The sequence below is a fragment of the Rhizobium sp. Root708 genome, assembly GCF_001429725.1.
GTDB lineage: Bacteria > Pseudomonadota > Alphaproteobacteria > Rhizobiales > Rhizobiaceae > Rhizobium.
This window is the reverse complement of sequence record NZ_LMHV01000024.1, coordinates 1-16,014: the sequence shown is the minus strand read 5'-3', so window position 1 is coordinate 16,014 and position 16,014 is coordinate 1. Positions and strand designations below refer to the sequence as shown.

Annotated in this window: 14 protein-coding genes and 3 pseudogenes; 7 read left to right on the top strand and 10 right to left on the bottom strand. The window is 59.6% G+C overall.

Going from position 1 to position 16,014, the window contains the following annotated elements; genetic code table 11:
* The first annotated feature begins 98 nt into the window (after positions 1–98).
* Entirely contained in the window at positions 99–668 is a 570-nt protein-coding gene (locus ASE04_RS30750) for a hypothetical protein (RefSeq protein WP_156408823.1), read from the top strand.
* On the opposite strand, the gene ASE04_RS16525 is transcribed toward ASE04_RS30750, so the two are convergent.
* Both ASE04_RS16525 and ASE04_RS16520 read right to left on the bottom strand, forming a co-directional pair.
* Positions 637–2,004, bottom strand: a complete 1,368-nt coding sequence (locus ASE04_RS16525) for an ISKra4 family transposase (protein WP_082597380.1) — start codon at positions 2,002–2,004, stop codon at positions 637–639. The genes ASE04_RS30750 and ASE04_RS16525 overlap by 32 nt on opposite strands.
* A 103-nt stretch (positions 2,005–2,107) precedes the next feature.
* Positions 2,108–2,523: pseudogene (locus ASE04_RS16520) on the bottom strand (SOS response-associated peptidase family protein); the annotation flags it as partial.
* A gap of 51 nt (positions 2,524–2,574) precedes the next feature.
* Here ASE04_RS16520 and ASE04_RS16515 point away from each other — a divergent pair.
* The 3 genes and pseudogenes from ASE04_RS16515 (at position 2,575) to ASE04_RS16505 (ending at position 7,024) form a co-directional block, all read left to right on the top strand.
* Positions 2,575–3,165, top strand: a pseudogene (locus ASE04_RS16515) (SOS response-associated peptidase).
* A 242-nt stretch (positions 3,166–3,407) separates the two neighbouring features.
* Positions 3,408–6,077 (top strand): DNA ligase D, encoded by a 2,670-nt coding sequence (ligD, locus tag ASE04_RS16510; RefSeq protein ID WP_056819165.1) that lies wholly within the window; start codon positions 3,408–3,410, stop codon positions 6,075–6,077.
* A 56-nt stretch (positions 6,078–6,133) separates the two neighbouring features.
* Positions 6,134–7,024: a hypothetical protein gene (locus ASE04_RS16505; RefSeq protein WP_056819182.1), complete on the top strand. Its 891-nt coding sequence runs from the start codon at positions 6,134–6,136 to the stop codon at positions 7,022–7,024.
* 85 nt (positions 7,025–7,109) lie between these two features.
* On the opposite strand, the gene ASE04_RS16500 is transcribed toward ASE04_RS16505, so the two are convergent.
* The 6 genes and pseudogenes from ASE04_RS16500 to ku (ASE04_RS16475) all read right to left on the bottom strand — a co-directional run bounded on the left by ASE04_RS16500 (position 7,110) and on the right by ku (ASE04_RS16475) (position 11,160).
* Positions 7,110–7,388: a hypothetical protein gene (locus ASE04_RS16500; protein WP_056819163.1), complete on the bottom strand. Its 279-nt coding sequence runs from the start codon at positions 7,386–7,388 to the stop codon at positions 7,110–7,112.
* Positions 7,389–7,396: 8 nt separating this feature from the next.
* Positions 7,397–7,696, bottom strand: coding sequence for a DUF982 domain-containing protein (locus ASE04_RS16495; RefSeq protein WP_056819161.1), 300 nt, complete (start codon positions 7,694–7,696; stop codon positions 7,397–7,399).
* Between the two features lie 75 nt (positions 7,697–7,771).
* Positions 7,772–8,245, bottom strand: a complete 474-nt coding sequence (locus tag ASE04_RS16490) for an Hsp20 family protein (RefSeq protein WP_056819159.1) — start codon at positions 8,243–8,245, stop codon at positions 7,772–7,774.
* A 170-nt stretch (positions 8,246–8,415) separates the two neighbouring features.
* Positions 8,416–9,442 (bottom strand): annotated as a pseudogene (gene ligD, locus ASE04_RS16485) (non-homologous end-joining DNA ligase).
* A complete protein-coding gene (ku, locus tag ASE04_RS16480; protein WP_056819180.1) occupies positions 9,439–10,248 on the bottom strand; it encodes a non-homologous end joining protein Ku in 810 nt (269 codons plus the stop codon). The pseudogene ligD (ASE04_RS16485) and the gene ku (ASE04_RS16480) overlap by 4 nt, the downstream one beginning before the upstream one ends.
* Positions 10,249–10,260: 12 nt before the next feature.
* The gene (gene ku / locus ASE04_RS16475; RefSeq protein ID WP_056819157.1) at positions 10,261–11,160 is read right to left on the bottom strand and encodes a non-homologous end joining protein Ku; all 900 of its coding nucleotides are present in this window, start codon (positions 11,158–11,160) and stop codon (positions 10,261–10,263) included.
* Positions 11,161–11,357: 197 nt separating this feature from the next.
* On the opposite strand from ku (ASE04_RS16475), the gene ASE04_RS16470 reads away from it, so the two are divergent.
* The 3 genes from ASE04_RS16470 to ASE04_RS16460 are packed head-to-tail and all read left to right on the top strand — an operon-like array spanning position 11,358 to position 12,583.
* Entirely contained in the window at positions 11,358–11,537 is a 180-nt protein-coding gene (locus ASE04_RS16470) for a hypothetical protein (RefSeq protein ID WP_056819155.1), read from the top strand.
* Positions 11,538–11,542: 5 nt separating this feature from the next.
* On the top strand, positions 11,543–12,319 hold the full coding sequence (gene xth, locus ASE04_RS16465; RefSeq protein ID WP_056819153.1) for an exodeoxyribonuclease III: 777 nt from the start codon (positions 11,543–11,545) through the stop codon (positions 12,317–12,319).
* 45 nt (positions 12,320–12,364) lie between these two features.
* Positions 12,365–12,583, top strand: coding sequence for a hypothetical protein (locus ASE04_RS16460; protein WP_056819151.1), 219 nt, complete (start codon positions 12,365–12,367; stop codon positions 12,581–12,583).
* On the opposite strand, the gene ASE04_RS16455 is transcribed toward ASE04_RS16460, so the two are convergent.
* Together ASE04_RS16455 and ASE04_RS16450 are read right to left on the bottom strand one after the other, a co-directional pair.
* Positions 12,548–14,227 (bottom strand): ATP-binding protein, encoded by a 1,680-nt coding sequence (locus tag ASE04_RS16455; protein WP_244490440.1) that lies wholly within the window; start codon positions 14,225–14,227, stop codon positions 12,548–12,550. The genes ASE04_RS16460 and ASE04_RS16455 overlap by 36 nt on opposite strands.
* Entirely contained in the window at positions 14,211–15,710 is a 1,500-nt protein-coding gene (locus ASE04_RS16450; protein WP_244490439.1) for an ATPase domain-containing protein, read from the bottom strand. Before ASE04_RS16450 ends, ASE04_RS16455 begins: the two co-directional genes overlap by 17 nt.
* Between the last annotated feature and the right edge of the window lie 304 nt (positions 15,711–16,014).

The following is a 16,014-nucleotide window of genomic DNA, read 5'->3' as shown; positions in this document are numbered from 1 at the left end:
AACGCAAGCACGTCAGAAACGGAATGCTGTCACCCGTCGAGTTCGAGCGCTTGCAGAAAACATAACGCGAGGGTGTCTACGAAACTCGGGGCTATTCAGTGCACGCGCTACAGGACGGAAGAGAACATCTGGCGCGCCGCTTGATTTCGTTCCCATCCGACGCTGCAACGACAGCGATTACGTCATGCTGGAAGATTCATCCGTGGAACCTTGAGACGCTGATAACTCTCCAGCTGAACACTCCAAACGGACTTACCTCCTACCGGCGTGTCGATACCTCTAAATTTGACACCATTGCCAGTCTAACAAACTTGCTCGGCCGCGTTGAAGATATTGAGAACAGAGATCGCATCAACGATCGCAATATTCTCCTTGAGATGCATCGGATTGGCCATCGAACCTTTCAGTGGCAGCGAGGTTGGCGGCAGCGGCAGGATCTTTATCGATATATGTATATCTATGGCCAGGGCAAATGTGCCCAATTCTTTGAAGAGCGGTATGGACTGTCGATTGTCGACTTGGTGAGTGTCTGCTTTGCTTTGTTCGGGGTTCTTTCGCAGGGCTGCTGGACATCGAAGATTCACGGGCTCCACATTATTGGTCTGGATGACAACGAGAGCGGGAAAAAGCCGGGGGTCACGCTGCCAGGTCGAGCTTTGCTTTTTTGAGACGGCCGTCGGCGACGGCGGCTCGAACCTGAAGGACCCGATGAGCGCCAATCGGCGACCAACGCATCTGTCGCTTCTTATTCATGCGGGCATTGACGAGACTGTTTGCTGCGCTTTCAGCGGGGGAACTGGATATGGGCTTGCCTGACCAATATCGCTGGCAGTAGTTGACAATCGAAGTCTTGTTCTGGACCAGATAGGTGCGAAGATTGGTGATCAGCTCATATAGGCGCCTAAGCTTGATGCTGGTGTCGCGCAAACCGGGATACTGGTCCAATTGGGCGAGCAGATGCTTTACTGTTCTGGTCGCCTCCCTGACATACCCGCTCCAAAGGAGATGCCGCATCCTCGGCATATGAACCGCGACGTCGCGAAGGTAGACGTTCAGATCTTGCCGATGTCTGATGCCCTCCCGGGCCTGTTCGATGTGCCCAAGCCGCATCGATAGATGGAACCAGTCAAGAATATGCGTCACAGGCTGGCGCGTTGCGCTTAACACGATGCTTTGCAGTCCGATCTCTCCGTCACTGAAGACAGTAACGTCTCGGCCTGGAAGCCACCCTTGTGCGCGCATCGCTGCGCGAACGACATCGTATTTGGCGGTGGCAATATTAGGCGCAGCAGCAAATTGGCGCGGTGGCCGCCCCTGCACAACAACACGTCCCATGGCGATCTCGAAATGCCGGCTTTGGTAGCCCGGAACCGCGCGAATATAGGCGCCATCAATGAAAACAGAAACGGCAGACCCCCGAGTTCGGCTGATACGATAGGGGCTCGCAATGTCCCACTTTTCGATCTGATCGGCGACCTTTGCGAGCCGGTGGCTGACAGTCCGGTGGTTATGTCGATGTGTGGCCGATCCAACCGGCACAAAGAGGTCCAGCACGCGGGCTGCTTCTCGAAAGGATAGCCGAGAGCCCAGTTCTGCCTGAATTCGCTCCAATTCGGGTGTTGCTCTTCCATTCAGTAATGTCTCGAGGCTGGATGTGCGCGAATCTTGCGCCTTTCCGCATGCACAGCTGCACCACCGTGGCACGCGCACGCAACACGGGCCGAGGAGCGAGTCGATCGTACGGGATCTATAATCATGAACTCTACGGAGGCCATCACAGTCTTTGCATTTACGATCCTGCTGGCCGGCCTGGGCGGCCTGAAACTGGGTCAACCCGGTTTGTAGACGCCGCTGTATCTCCTTGCCTTCTTCCAGAGAAAGACCAAAATCGTCGAGACGAGCCCCTTCGACAATGCGTTCGACACTGGAAATCTCAAGACGCTGCGGAACGCCGTCCACGCCAACAAGCTCGACCCAGATGTTCATCTTCAATTGCGCTGACAACGAGTGCCCTTTCCAAAAAGCTCTCGACTATCCGAAGATTCTTACCCCCCCGTTTTTCCCGCTCCCAAAACACCGGCCGCAATCTCACGGTTAACTGCCAAACGACAAGCCCGTCGAGCCAGTCCATCCGCTGATCGCGCGTCAGGACGGCCATCTGCCGATCGTGATAAGGCGCGATGTCGGCGTTCGCCTCGATGGTCAGGATGGCATAGGCCTCCGCCCAACCGATGAATCCGGCCGCCAGATTCCTGCGAAATAGAACCAGTCGCCGCTGGCGAGCGAGAAACTGAAGTTCTTGCCCCCACTGCGATGGCGAAACTCGGATGCCGGCACCAGGCAGCGGTGGGTCGGAAACGTCCTTCCTTCAGAGCGAACGACATTGACCGCGCGCGGGCCGCTATCGAGCGGACGCAGCCCCCAGGGCAGCTCGACCATCTCCACATCGCCGTCATGGCGCCGTATGATGACGCGGCGCTCGTCGAGCGGGGCGTCGGACTGGAAAACCTTCGCGTTCGTCATATGTAGAACATAGCAAGAACTAAGCTTCACAACAAGAACTGCGAGGAACGCATGTGCAATGATTATCGGCTGATGGTGGATGTCGCCTCGATTGTCGAGGATTTCGCCCATCTCAAGATCAAGATCCGCTTTGGTGAAGGTGCGCCGAACGTTGAAGCACGCGAGGACATCAAGATCACCGACATGGCGCCTATCATCCGGGGGATCGAGGGAGCGCGCGACGAGGCGGACCTCGTCCAGCGCCGATGGAGTTGGCCGGGCCAGAACAAGCGGCCGGTCTACAATTTTCGCTCCGATGGACGCGAGTTCAACTCCAACCGCTGCCTTATCGTTGCCGATGGCTAATACGAATTCACCGATCCAACGGAAAAAGGCAAAAAGCGCAAGGACAGGTGGCTGTTCACCAAGAAGGGCGAACCGATCTTCTGCATCGCCGGCATCTGGCGCGAGACGGATGATGTCGGGCAGGCCTTTACCATGCTGACCATGGAGCCCGGCCCGGATATCGCACCTTACCACGACAGGCAGATCGTCATCCTCGAGCGGGACGCCTGGGCGGACTGGCTCGATCCATCGGTATCGGCGAAATCTCTAATCAGGCCACTTCCCGCCGGCACCCTCAATGTCGAGCAGGTCGGCTGACGCGCTTTCTGTTTCTCACCGCATCTTAACGGACTGAGTTGGAACAAAATACGGGCTGGACGCTTCTCAGTTCCGAGGTCGCGTGCCGTGTCAACCGGACGTGACAGGGATGACGAACGCAGGGATTTTTCCGGTTTCTCTCTGCGGCCAACGAAACGGCAGTCGAGCGTCCCACCTGTCCGGCCCGCGCCTCAGCTCCGTCGTCATTCGACGCGGATGGCGGAAGTGTATCGGGGACTGCCATGGCCAGCGACAAGCTCTCGACTTACAAGCAGAAGCGCGATTTTCAGAAAACGAAGGAGCCGAGCGGCCAGGCGACGTTGAAGGCGTCGAACCGCCGCCGCTTCGTCATCCAGAAACATGACGCGACCCGATTGCACTACGATCTTCGGCTCGAGCTCGATGGGGTGTTCAAATCCTGGGCGGTGACGAAAGGACCGTCGCTCGATCCACACGACAAGCGTCTGGCCGTCGAGGTCGAGGATCATCCGCTCGACTATGGTGATTTCGAAGGGACGATCCCGAAAGGCCAATACGGCGGCGGCACGGTCATGCTCTGGGACCGCGGCTATTGGGAGCCGGAAGGCAATAAAAGCCCGGAACAGGCCCTCGCCAAAGGCGACTTCAAATTCACCCTTGAAGGCGAACGCTTACATGGGAGCTTTGTGCTGGTGCGTATGCGCAACGACCGCGACGGCGGCAAGCGCACCAACTGGCTGCTGATCAAGCATCACGACGATTTTTCCGTCGAGGAGAATGGCGGCGCTGTCCTCAAGGACAACGCCACCTCTGTCGCCTCCGGTCGGACGATGGAGGCGATCGCCGCCGGCAAAGGCAAGAAGCCCAAACCGTTCATGGTCGAAAGTGGCGACGTTCAGTCGGATGCCGTATGGGACAGCAACCACGGTCTTGCCCCAAAAGAACGGAAGACCGGAACGAAAACAAAAAAGAATCCGGCAGCAGCCAAGCCAGCGAAATCGACAATGCCGGAGTTCATCGCGCCGCAACTCTGCGAGACGCTGGAGCGGCCGCCTACGGCCGACGGCTGGATCCACGAGATCAAGTTCGACGGCTACCGCATCCAGATGCGCATCGAGAATGGCGATGTGACGCTGAAGACCCGCAAGGGACTCGACTGGACAGGCAAGTATCCGGCGATCGCCGAATCTGGCTCCGCCCTCCCCGATGCGATCATCGACGGGGAGATCTGTGCACTCGACGAAAACGGTGCACCGGACTTCGCCGCTCTGCAGGCGGCGCTGTCGGAAGGCAAGACCGACGCCCTGGTGTATTTCGCTTTCGACCTGTTGTTCGAGGGCGACGAGGATTTGCGGCAACTGCCGCTGACCGAGCGCAAGGAACGGCTGCAGAAACTGCTTGATGACGCTGGCGACGATCCACGCCTGCGTTTCGTCGAGCATTTCGAAACCGGTGGCGATGCGGTTCTGAAATCGGCCTGCCGCCTGTCGCTGGAGGGCATCGTGTCGAAGCAGGCTGACGCGCCCTATCAATCCGGCCGTACCGACACCTGGGCGAAGTCCAAATGCCGAGCCGGCCATGAAGTCGTCATCGGCGCCTATGCCAAGACCAACGGCAAGTTCCGTTCGCTGCTGGTCGGCGTGAACCGGGGTGACCACTTCGTCTATGTCGGCCGGGTCGGCACGGGGTACGGCGCCAAGGTGGTCGACACGATTTTGCCGAAGCTTCGCGAACTGGAAACCGGCAAGTCACCGTTCACGGGCATCGGCGCGCCGAAGAAGGATCCCGATGTTGTCTGGATCAAGCCGGAGCTCGTCGCCGAGATCCAGTTCGCCGGGTGGACGGCCGATGGTCTCGTGCGTCAGGCGGCGTTCAGGGGCTTGCGGGAGGACAAGCCGGCAAGGGAAGTCGTCGCCGAGAAGCCTTCCTCGCCCGCAGAAGCCGATGTGCCTGATCCCGAGGCAGAAGCGCAGGCAGAAAAGCCAAGCCCGGCCAAGTCGTTCCGAAAAGGAGGAAAGGCCAATGTCATGGGCGTGCTGATCTCCAATCCGGAGAAGCCGCTGTGGCCGGACGCTGGCGACGACAAGCCGGTGACCAAGGTTGAGCTTGCGCACTACTACGAGTCCGTCGGACCTTGGCTGATCGACCATATCAAGGGTCGTCCGTGTTCGATCATCCGAACCCCCGATGGCATCGGCGGCGAGCAGTTCTTCCAGCGCCATGCCATGCCGGGAACGTCGAACCTCTTGGAACTGGTGACTGTCTTCGGCGACAAGAAACCTTATCTGCAGATTGATCGCGTCGAGGGGCTTGCCGCCATCGCCCAGCTCGGTGGCGTCGAACTGCACCCTTGGAATTGTGAGCCGAAACTACCCGAAGTGCCGGGCCGGCTCGTATTCGACCTAGATCCGGGTCCGGACGTTCCTTTCTCCACCGTCGTCGAAGCCGCTCGCGAGATGCGCGACCGGCTGGAGGAACTCGGTCTCGTCAGTTTCTGCAAGACCACCGGCGGCAAAGGGCTGCATGTGGTGACGCCGCTTGCTGTGGCGAAGGGCAAGAAACTGACCTGGCCGGAGGCGAAGGGTTTTGCGCATGACGTCTGCCTGCAGATGGCGCGCGAAAACCCAGAACTCTATCTGATCAAGATGGCGAAGAACCAGCGCAACGGCCGCATCTTTTTGGACTACCTGCGCAACGATCGGATGGCGACGGCCGTCGCACCGCTATCGCCACGCGCCCGCCCCGGCGCCACGGTGTCGATGCCGCTGACCTGGGCCCAAGTGAAGACCGATCTCGATCCGAAGCGTTTTACGATCCGCACCGTACCGGCGCTGCTTGCGAAAACAAGCGCCTGGCAGGACTATTGCGACGGACAGCGCTCGCTGGAACAGGCGATCAAGCGGCTCGCCAAGTCGATGAAGCAGGCGGCGTGAACGGCGGGCCGCGCATAACGACTGAACCCGAATCCGTAATTCCGCGTTACAGCACGATGGAACAGAAACCGGACAGCGATGCTCCTTCAACGCCGCGCGACGGCGCGACGATAGAGCTGCATCACGATCGCATCACTGTGCAGCGCTTTCGCGAAACGTTTCCGCGCGCGCAGTGGAGCGATCGTCTCAATGCTTGGTTCGTGCCGGGGCGGACCGCCCAGAGGCGCCTTGGTCGCTGGCTCGCACAGATAGAGGCGGAGGCCGAGGCTTTCGCCGACGAGAAGGGCCGAGATTCCTTTGCGTTTGATCCGATCGAAAGCCGCTATCTCGAAGCAGGTCCGTCCTCTTTTCAGATCCGGACGCCATACTCGCGCACCGTCATCAACGAAATCCGAGAGATCCCGTTTGCGCGCTGGGATGCCGACCGACGCCTCTGGACAGTACCGTATCGTTCATTCGATGAACTCCGCCGGCGATGGCCGGCAATAGAGACGGCCGCCGAACGAAGCGAGCCCGAGACGCGGAAGGCCCGGCGCGACGCGATCAAGGGCACGGAGGAAGACAGGGCGTCGAAAGCGAAGACGAGGGAGCGCCGTCGCAAGCGGTACCCGGTCCCAGCCAATGATGGCCCGCCGTTGGAACGCGCCATCGGCACACATATCGGCGTCGTTTTCTTCACTGGTACGGACGGTGAGTTGGCGGATGCCGCGACTGTCGACTCGTTTTACTTTCCGGCGGCCCGAGGTGAGGAATATGTCTGGGCATCGTGGCGACCGGGCGCGCTCGAAGAGTTGGTGACCACCTGGCCGGCGCGGACCTCTCCAGGACGACAGGAACTCGATCGCGGCTGGTGGCTTCCGACGCTGGATGAGCTGCGAACCGCTCGGCGCAACGCCAAATACAGGAGACGGACCACATCGCCGAACGCGCGAGCGACGGCTGGATGACAATGGTCGCCGCAACCGATGGCGCCGCTCTCTGCTAAGCCTGCTCTAGTACCGCCGGCCAGACTGCCGGCTCAACCATGATCCATTAGATACCAGAGCGCCGGTCGAGTTCTTTGAGGGCAGCCTGCACGTCATCGATCGAAGCCGGCTCTGGTGTTCCCGGCAGTTGACGGAGCGCCGGCTTGGAATCGACAGCGTAAAAGTCCGACGCCCAAGCCGCGAGGATTGTCCGCTTGTCATCGACGGAAAGAGCCGGCGCTCTCACCACATCGATCGGCCGTCGAAGCTGCATACCCTGAAGCAACACCGTTGGTCCCATTGCCATCGCATTGCTGGCGGCCCGCTGCAACATCTCGTACATCATCGGCCTCCTCATCGCACATGCGGGTCCCGGTCGCGCCGCAGGCGAGACGCGGTAGTCACATTGTATTCCGGCGCCAGAAGATCATGTTTCTCGGCAAAGGCGGCAAACAGCCCGCGGGCGGTCTCGGCTTCGATTTCACCGCGTAGCGCGGCACTGCATGCCTTGAGCGCGACTGAGTGCGCGCCGTCCCTCTGCGACGCCGGCCATTCGACGAGATGGCGGTAGGCGTCCATCACGCCGCGAACCTCTGTCGGAAAGCCAAGGCCGACAAGAATGGAAACAGGCTGTCTGAACATATCGGGTTTCATCGCTCTCTCCTTTCCAACCCGGGATGTTGATGGGCGCCGTCGCCACGGCGCCCGTATTCTGTGAACAAGTGCGGGTTAAGCCGCCTTCTGCGCTTCGATCTGCGCCGGAGCAGCAGACGTCAAAGTCGGGGCGCTCTCGATGGTGATTTTCCGCGGCTTCAGTGCCTCGGGGATCTCGCGAACCAGATCGATCGACAGCAGACCATTGCTGAGATCAGCCCCATTCACCCTGACGTGGTCGGCCAGCTCGAACCGGTGTTCGAACGGACGGCCGGCAATGCCGCGATGCAGGTACCCGTCAGTGGCCGCCTCCTGCTTCTTGCCGGTGACGGTCAGCAGGTTGGACTGGAAGGTGAGATCGAGATCGCCCTGGGCAAAGCCCGCCACCGCGATTGAAATCCGGTAGCTGTCATCGCCAGTCTTGACGATGTCATAGGGCGGCCAGTCGCTGATCGAGCGGGCGCGCTGGGCGTTTTCGAGAAGATTGAAGACCCGATCGAAGCCGACGCTCGAGCGGAAGAGAGGTGCGTAGTCGTAAGATGTTGCCATAGCCATATCCTCCTTGAAGCAACATGGGATACGGAAGCGCCGAAAGCGGCCCTTCCAACAAGGCCAGCCCTTTCATCAGCGGCTGGCGGCAATCGATTTGGTTTTTGACAATTTCGGATTCAAGAGCCCGGCCAGAAAAATTTCTTGCCTTTTGCCTCTGCTAGCACCAGTCAATCCAACTGGTAAACCGCGGCATTATCCTGAACTTCGCGCAGTCCTTTGTACGAGGCGTGCCGCAGATTGCCATCGTCGGTCCAGCCCCGGAACTCGATCTCGGCAATCAGCGTCGGCTGGGCAAAGACATTTGCCCTTCAGCGGAAGGACTGGCGTTCGTGTCTTCAGCGTATCGAGCGTCTTCTTCAGATACGCCGCATCCTTTTCCTTGAAGCCCGTGCCAACGGCGCCGACATAGACCCAGTCATGATCGCGACGAGCGGCCAGCAGCAGGCTGCCAATGCCGCCTCGCGCGGCGGCCGACTGCTCGTATCCGACGATGATGAAACTCTCGCTCTGCACGCACTTGATCTTCAGCCAGTCACCGGTGCGGCCCGAGCGGTACGGGCTATCCCTGCGCTTGGCGATGATCCCTTCCACTCCAAGCGAGCGGGCGTTCTCCAGAAGTGCGGCGCCGTCACCCTGCACCTCCTCGGAAAGCTGGATCGCTCCAACCGCACCATCGAGCAGGTCTTCCAGGAGATGCCGGCGGACCGACAGCTCGGTCTTCGTCAGATCGTGCCCGTCGAAATACAAGAGGTCGAAAGCAAACAGGATGGACTCCGTCGAGGCTTTCTTGCCACCGCGTCCGCCGAGGGACCGTTGTAAGGCGCCAAAGTCGGATCGGCCCTCTGCGTTCAGGACGACAGCCTCCCCGTCGAGGATCGCCGTCCCGACCCCAAGCTCTTTGGCCGCCGCCGCAATTGCTGGGAACCGGCCTGTCCAGTCGTGGCCGCCGCGGGTGATAATCCGGACGCCCGATGGTTCGATGTGGATGGCGAGGCGATAGCCGTCCCATTTAATTTCATAAGCCCAATCCGGCCCCGTCGGTGGCACCGACCTCAGCAGTGCCAAACACGGCTCGACCCGGTCGGGCATCGGATCGAAGGGAAGGTTCGGCTGCGCAGGATCACGCTTGCGTCGTGGCTGCGATTTCGCGGTGAAGCTATCGTCCTGAAGAAGCGGCTTGGCGGGTCTTTTCATTTGCCGGTCCGGGTTTCGGCCGCGACCGATTTCTTCAAGGCATCCATGATGTTGATGACGTTGCTCGGAGCGGGTGCCGAGGACGCTTTGGCCTTGGCCTTCGAGGGCTTCTTCAGCGCCTTCTTCTTGTCCGCGATGATATCGAGCAGCCGGTCTTGGACCGGATCGATGACCATCTTGGGATTCCAGTGCTGGGTCTGCTTTTTGATCAATTGCTGCACCAAGGGCATCATGTCCGAATCCGCTGTCTCATGGCCGATGCCCGCAAAATAGGTATCCTCGTCACGGACTTCATCCCCGTAGCGCAAGGTCCATAGCACGATACCCTTGCCGCGTGGCTCCAGCATTACGGCGCGCTCGCGGCGGGTGATGACCAGCCGGGAGATGCCGACCATGTCCTGGGATTCCATCGCATCGCGAATGACCGAAAAGGCCTCCTGGCCAACTGGGTCGTTCGGCGACAAATAATACGGGGTGTCGAGCCAGATCCATTCGATGCTGTCGCGCGGTGTGAAGGTCGAGATATCGATGGTCTTGGTGCTGTCGAGCGCGACGTTTTCGAGCTCCTCGTCTTCCAGCATGACATAGTCGTTCTCGCCGCGCTGGTAGCCCTTGACCTCGTCCTCGTCTTTCACCTCCTTGCCGGTGACGGAATCCACATAGTGGCTGACGACGCGGTTCTGGGTCTCGCGGTTGAGGGTATGAAAGCGGACCTTCTCGTTTTCGGACGTCGCCGGCATCATCTGCACCGGGCAGGTGACCAGCGACAGCTTGAGATAGCCTTTCCAGTAGGGGCGAAGAGCCACGGTATCCTCCAATCAACCGGCGTGGCGGGTTGGTGCCGCGGCCTGTTTCGCCTTGGCGGCCGCGGCAGGGTTTGCCGTTTTTTGTCGGGCTGCACCCTTGTTGGCATTGGCGGCTGTGGGCTTCGATGCCGCCTTGCCGCCGATACCCGCGCTCTCGCGCAAGGCCTGCAGAAGGTCGCTTTGCTTGGAAACAGTTGGCGCTTTCTTCTTGGGCAGCGACCGGCCTTCGATCTTGGCCTTCACCAGTTCGGCGACAGCCGCCTCGTAGCGGTCATCGAAGGTGCTGGCGTCAAAGCTTCCCTTCTTGGTGCCGATGATATGCTCGGCAAGTTCCAGCATCTCGCCTTCGATCTTGAGGTCCGGGAGCTCCTCGAAGGCCTCCTGAGAGGAGCGGACTTCATAGTCGAAGTTGAGCGTCGTGGCGATCAGCCCCTTGCCGTGCGGCCGGATCAACACCGTGCGCACGCGGCGGAAAAGAACCGTGCGCGCGATCGCCGCGACCTTGGCCTTCTTCATGCCGTCGCGTAGCAGCACGAAGGCATCGGTGCCCATCTTGTCCGGCGCAAGGTAATAAGGCTTGTCGAAATATACCCCATCGATTTCGTTGCAGGGGATGAAGGCGTCGATCTTGAGCGTCTTGTCGCTATCAGGAACGGCGGCAGCAACCTCGTCCGGCTCAAGGATAATGTACTGGCCGTTTTCGATCGCGTAGCCTTTGACCTGGTCGTCGCGCTCGACCGGATCGCCGGTTTCGCTATCGACGAACTCGCGCTTCACCCGATTGCCGGTCTTACGGTTCAGCGTGTTGAAGGCGATGCGTTCCGATGAGGATGCCGCTGTGTAAAGCGCCACCGGACAGGCGACCTCTCCGAACTTGATGAAACCCTTCCAATTCGCACGCGGGGCAACCATGACGCAGACTCCTGACACAACCAATGCGATTCAAGCGAATCGACATGTAATTGTTCCGAGTCGAAACGAATCATTTTTCAATGGCTTAGCCGTTCGCCCCTGCTCGTTTTGCGAGACATCCCTAGCCATCTGATTCACATGCATCTTTTACCAGCGACGCGCGTTTATGGGTGCAGCAACCATAAAGGAGTCCTGCAATGACAAAACGCGAACTGATCGATACCGGGACTGACAAACGTTACGTCCGCCGCGATGACGCGGGCAACTTCAAGGAAAGCGTTGACGTCTCGCGCTCCCTGTCGGCCGATGCTCGGCATGACGCGAAGAATGATGCGAAACCCGGCCAGGGCGACAAGGGCGACCACAAGCGCCGGTAAAAGCGGTGAAGCTCGCCACCTACAACGTGAACGGCATCAACGGCCGCCTCGAGGTTTTGCTGCGCTGGATGGAAGAAGCGCAGCCTGATGTCGTCTGTCTGCAGGAGTTGAAGGCGCCCGACGAGAAGTTTCCTCGCCGCGAGATCGAACGCGCAGGCTACGGCGCCATCTGGCATGGCCAGAAAGCCTGGAACGGGGTGGCGATCCTCGCCCGCGATCAGGAGCCGCGCGAAACCCGTCGCGGACTTCCAGGCGATCCCGATGATAGCCACAGCCGCTACATCGAAGCGGCGATCGACGGAATGGTGATCGGCTGCGTCTATCTCCCGAACGGAAATCCGGCGCCCGGCCCGAAATTCGATTACAAACTCCGATGGTTCGAGCGGTTGCACTCCTATGCTGCCGAACTGTTCGAACTCGACGTGCCGGTCGCCCTTGTCGGCGACTTTAACGTCATGCCGACGGATCTCGACGTCTACGCGCCGGATCGGTGGCGAGACGATGCCCTGTTCCGCCCGGAGGTGCGCGCGGCCTATGCCGAACTGATCGCCATGGGCTGGGCCGACGCCATCCGCTTGCTGCATCCCGAGGCGCGTATCTATACGTTCTGGAAGTATTTCCGGAATGCCTTCGCGCGCGACGCCGGCCTGCGCATCGATCATTTCCTGCTCAGCCCTTCCCTGCGTGAACGGCTGCAGATCTGCGGCGTCGACAAGTTCGCCCGCGGCTGGGAGCACACCAGCGATCATGCGCCAGTCTGGATTGAACTCGATGACGACTAAGTCGTTATCGCCGAGAGCATGTTTGCACGTGAGGAACCAAACGCCATGGCCGAGCGACAGGATTTCGATGCAGCGGAGTTCGCGGACGACCTTGCAACGATGACGGATGAGGAGCTGTTTGCTCTCATGCAGACGCTCGAAGAGGAAAGCGAGGACGTCGCGGTCGATGTCCGCGAGACAAGCGACGTGTTCGCCAGGATGGTTTGCGCCGTATCACATCCAACGCTTTCAGCGCTGCACCATCACTTCCTGGAGGGCCTCTGACAACTCCGTCAGTTGATAGGGCTTGCGCAAAATCCTGACGCCCTGAGCGTCTGCAGCCTGTTTGACGGCCTCTGAATATCCGCTGGTCAACAGGATCGGTAAGTCGGTCCGGCGCGTTCGAATTTCTTTCGCAAGCTCTACGCCATTCATTCCACCAGGCATCATGATATCCGAAAAAACGACGTCCACTTGCCGTCCGTTCGCCAGAGCCCCGAGAGCTGCGGCCGCCGTCGAAACCCGCACGACCAGAAAACCCAGTTCTCGCAACATCTCACCCACCAGGGCTGCGACTTCGTCATCGTCTTCAACGAGCAGGACACTGCCAGCCGACGACACGGACGGCCGCGCCGCATGGAGATCGCCCAAATTCTCCTGATCCAGTTCAGACACCTTCGATGAGCGAGGCAGCAAGAGCGTAATTGTCGTCCCGCGGCCAACCTCGCTGTCGATTTCGATCTTCCCATGAGACTGCTGGACGAAGCCATGCACCTGCGCAAGGCCGAGCCCGGATCCCTTGCCTATGTCCTTCGTGGTGAAAAACGGTTCGAACACACGCGCCTGGACTTCTTCGGTCATTCCCGAGCCGTCGTCGCTGACAGAAAGGCGAACAAAGCTCTTTTGACCTTGGACGTCTTCCACTGTGGTATTGGCCGCCCGTATCTCGATGATCCCGCCCCGTGGCATAGCATCCCGGGCGTTGACGGCCAGATTCAGAACAACGAGTTCCAACTCGCTCGGATCGACCTCTACAGGCCATAGATCGCTCGGAAGGTCGAAGGTCACATGGACGTCGCCCCTCAAACTCCGGTCGAGAAGTTCTCGCATTCCTCCGATTTGACGGGCCAGATCGACCGTCTGCGGTTTGAGCTTCTGACGACGCGAAAATGCCAGAAGTTGCCGCGTCAGGCCGGATCCGCGCTCAGCCGCTTTACGCATCCCGTCCATCAACCGTTTGCGCCTGTCCGGATCCGTCTGGCGGTCGAGCATCTCCAGACCGCCGGAAATCACCATCAGCAGATTGTTGAAGTCGTGCGCAACTCCCCCTGTCAACTGACCAACAGCCTCGATTTTCTGGGTTTGCCGGAGCTTTTCCTCAACTTGCGCCCGCGCTGTCATCTGTTCGCGTAGCGCCTCGTTGGCCGCTTCGAGCTGCTGGGTACGAGCAACCACTTGACGTTCCAGTTCCTGGGCTGTCTGCTCGCGCTCCTCAAGCAACGCGCGCAACTCCAACTGCCGCCTCCGAGCACGAAGTGCGGATTGCAAGGTGCTGACGAGCGTCAGCGCCTGAACCGGCCGCTCCAAAAGAGCCACATTGCGCAGCCTGGTGATCAGGTTCTGCCTCCACGCCTCGATCCCCACCTGTTCCTGGCGGCTGGTCAGTAAAATAAAAGGAAGATCCGACCAAGGAGGCTGGTCCGCGACCCATTTGAATAACGAGTTCGCATGTTTGCCAAAAAGGGCTTCTTCGGCAAGAAACGCCGCTGAGGCACCGGCGTCGAGTGCTGTCACAAAGGTAGCCAGATCGCCGCAGGCTTTTGCAGCGATCCCGTTCCCCATGAGCAAGTCGACCGAGGCCGCCGCATCCCTGCCTATCGGAGCAAAGACGAGAACGGGTTCGGGCCGGGATTCACTTAAGGCCATCATGTCTGTCAGCTGAATTCACTGCTGGAGCCGCATTAAAATGAGGCGAGCCGGCAAGTACGCCAATGAAGCCTGTTGTCAGCGGTCCAAGCCGTATGCCTTGATCGGACAAAGTGAACTCTCGCACGCTGTGCTCGTGCCTTCCGCTACGTTTTTTGACGACCGAGATCGCCCTCCGCACCGTGCCGTGCACCTCGAAATAGCGCAGCATGACAACTGAATCGCTGAGGTAGCTCAAGTCGAGCGGCGCTTCGAGGGGACCGACGAGCCCGTGTTGAGCGAGAACGAGGATCGTCACGATGCCGCGTTGGCCAAGATAGGTCAGCAGTTCGTGCATCTGCAGGATCAGAAAACGCTCGTCCGGCATTGCATTCATGTAGCCGTTCAAGCTGTCGATGACGACCACGCGGGCACCGTCGCTCTCGACGCTTCTCTGGACGTTTGCCGTGAACTCGCCGGGGGAGAGTTCCGCTGGATCGATTTGCTGCACGCGGATCATCCCGCTCTGCAAATGTTTCTCTAAATCAAAGCCAAGGGTTTTGGCCCGCGCTTGCAGGGTTCCCCGCCCTTCGTCGAATGCGTAGATGACGGCATGCTCGCCCCGGTCGGCGCTTGCCAAAGCATAGGTCAGCGCGAGCGACGATTTGCCAACGCCGGCTGCGCCGAGGAAAAGGGCATTTGTCCCCCGCTCGAGCCCGCCACCCAGCATCTGATCAAGTTCTTCAATTCCGCTCGAGGTAAACTCCTCGTCAAACGCCTGATGGTGATCCGCGGCGATCAATCGGGGGAAGACATGGAGTCCTCCCTTCTCGATGATGAAATCATGGTAGCCACCGCGAAACCTGATGCCGCGCATTTTTACGACCCGCAGGCGCCGCCGCTCGGCGCCATAGTCGATCGCGGTCTGCTCCAGCAAGACGACACCATGCGCAATGGAATGAAGCTGCAGGTCGTTTTGCTGAGACGACAAGTCATCAAGAAGAATGACCGTACACTGCCGGCTGGTGAAATAGTGCTTCAGCGCGAGCACTTGCCGCCGGTAACGCAGAGGACTGTGGGCGAGGAGGCGCAACTCGGAAAGGCTGTCGATCACGACCCGCTTCGGATTGAGCTCGGAAACCCGGTCCAGGATGAGTTTCGTCGTCTCGTTCAACTCCATTTCCGCCGGGTGAAAGACCGTCAATTCGCGATCCGGATCGAGCGTCGTTTCCGGAGGAACAAGCTCGAACAGGCTAACGCCGTCGAGCGACCAGCCGTGACGTTTGGCGACGAGCTGCAGTTCGCGCTCCGTTTCCGAAAGCGTGATGTACAGCACTCGCTCATCTCGCAGGACGCCCTCCATGAGGAATTGCAGGGCTATCGTAGTCTTGCCCGTGCCGGGGCGGCCCTCATAGAGGTACAACCGGTTTTCATCCAGTCCACCATTAAGGATGACATCAAGGCCTTCCACACCGCTTGAGATGCGTGGCGCGTCAATCGTTTCCACTTCTTCTGGTCTTACTGACATGTTCTACCTGTGCAGTCGGCAATAAGAGGTGAGAATCATATAGATCGCCGGCATCCGGGCTCAAGTAGGCGGGCTAAGCGGCCATTCAATGCGGCCAACCGGCCTCCGATCAGTTCTAGTGCCTTTCAGAAAAGCGCTGTCGGCCTCCCTTTGCTTACGTTGGCGCTGAGCGCCCGACGGGTGGCGTGGTAATCCCCCCGTTTTTAACGGGGCTCCGCAGTAGAATTCACGCGGCCATTTTCAGTTTCTGTGCGGGTGTTATGCCGCCGATGCCCATATTGGG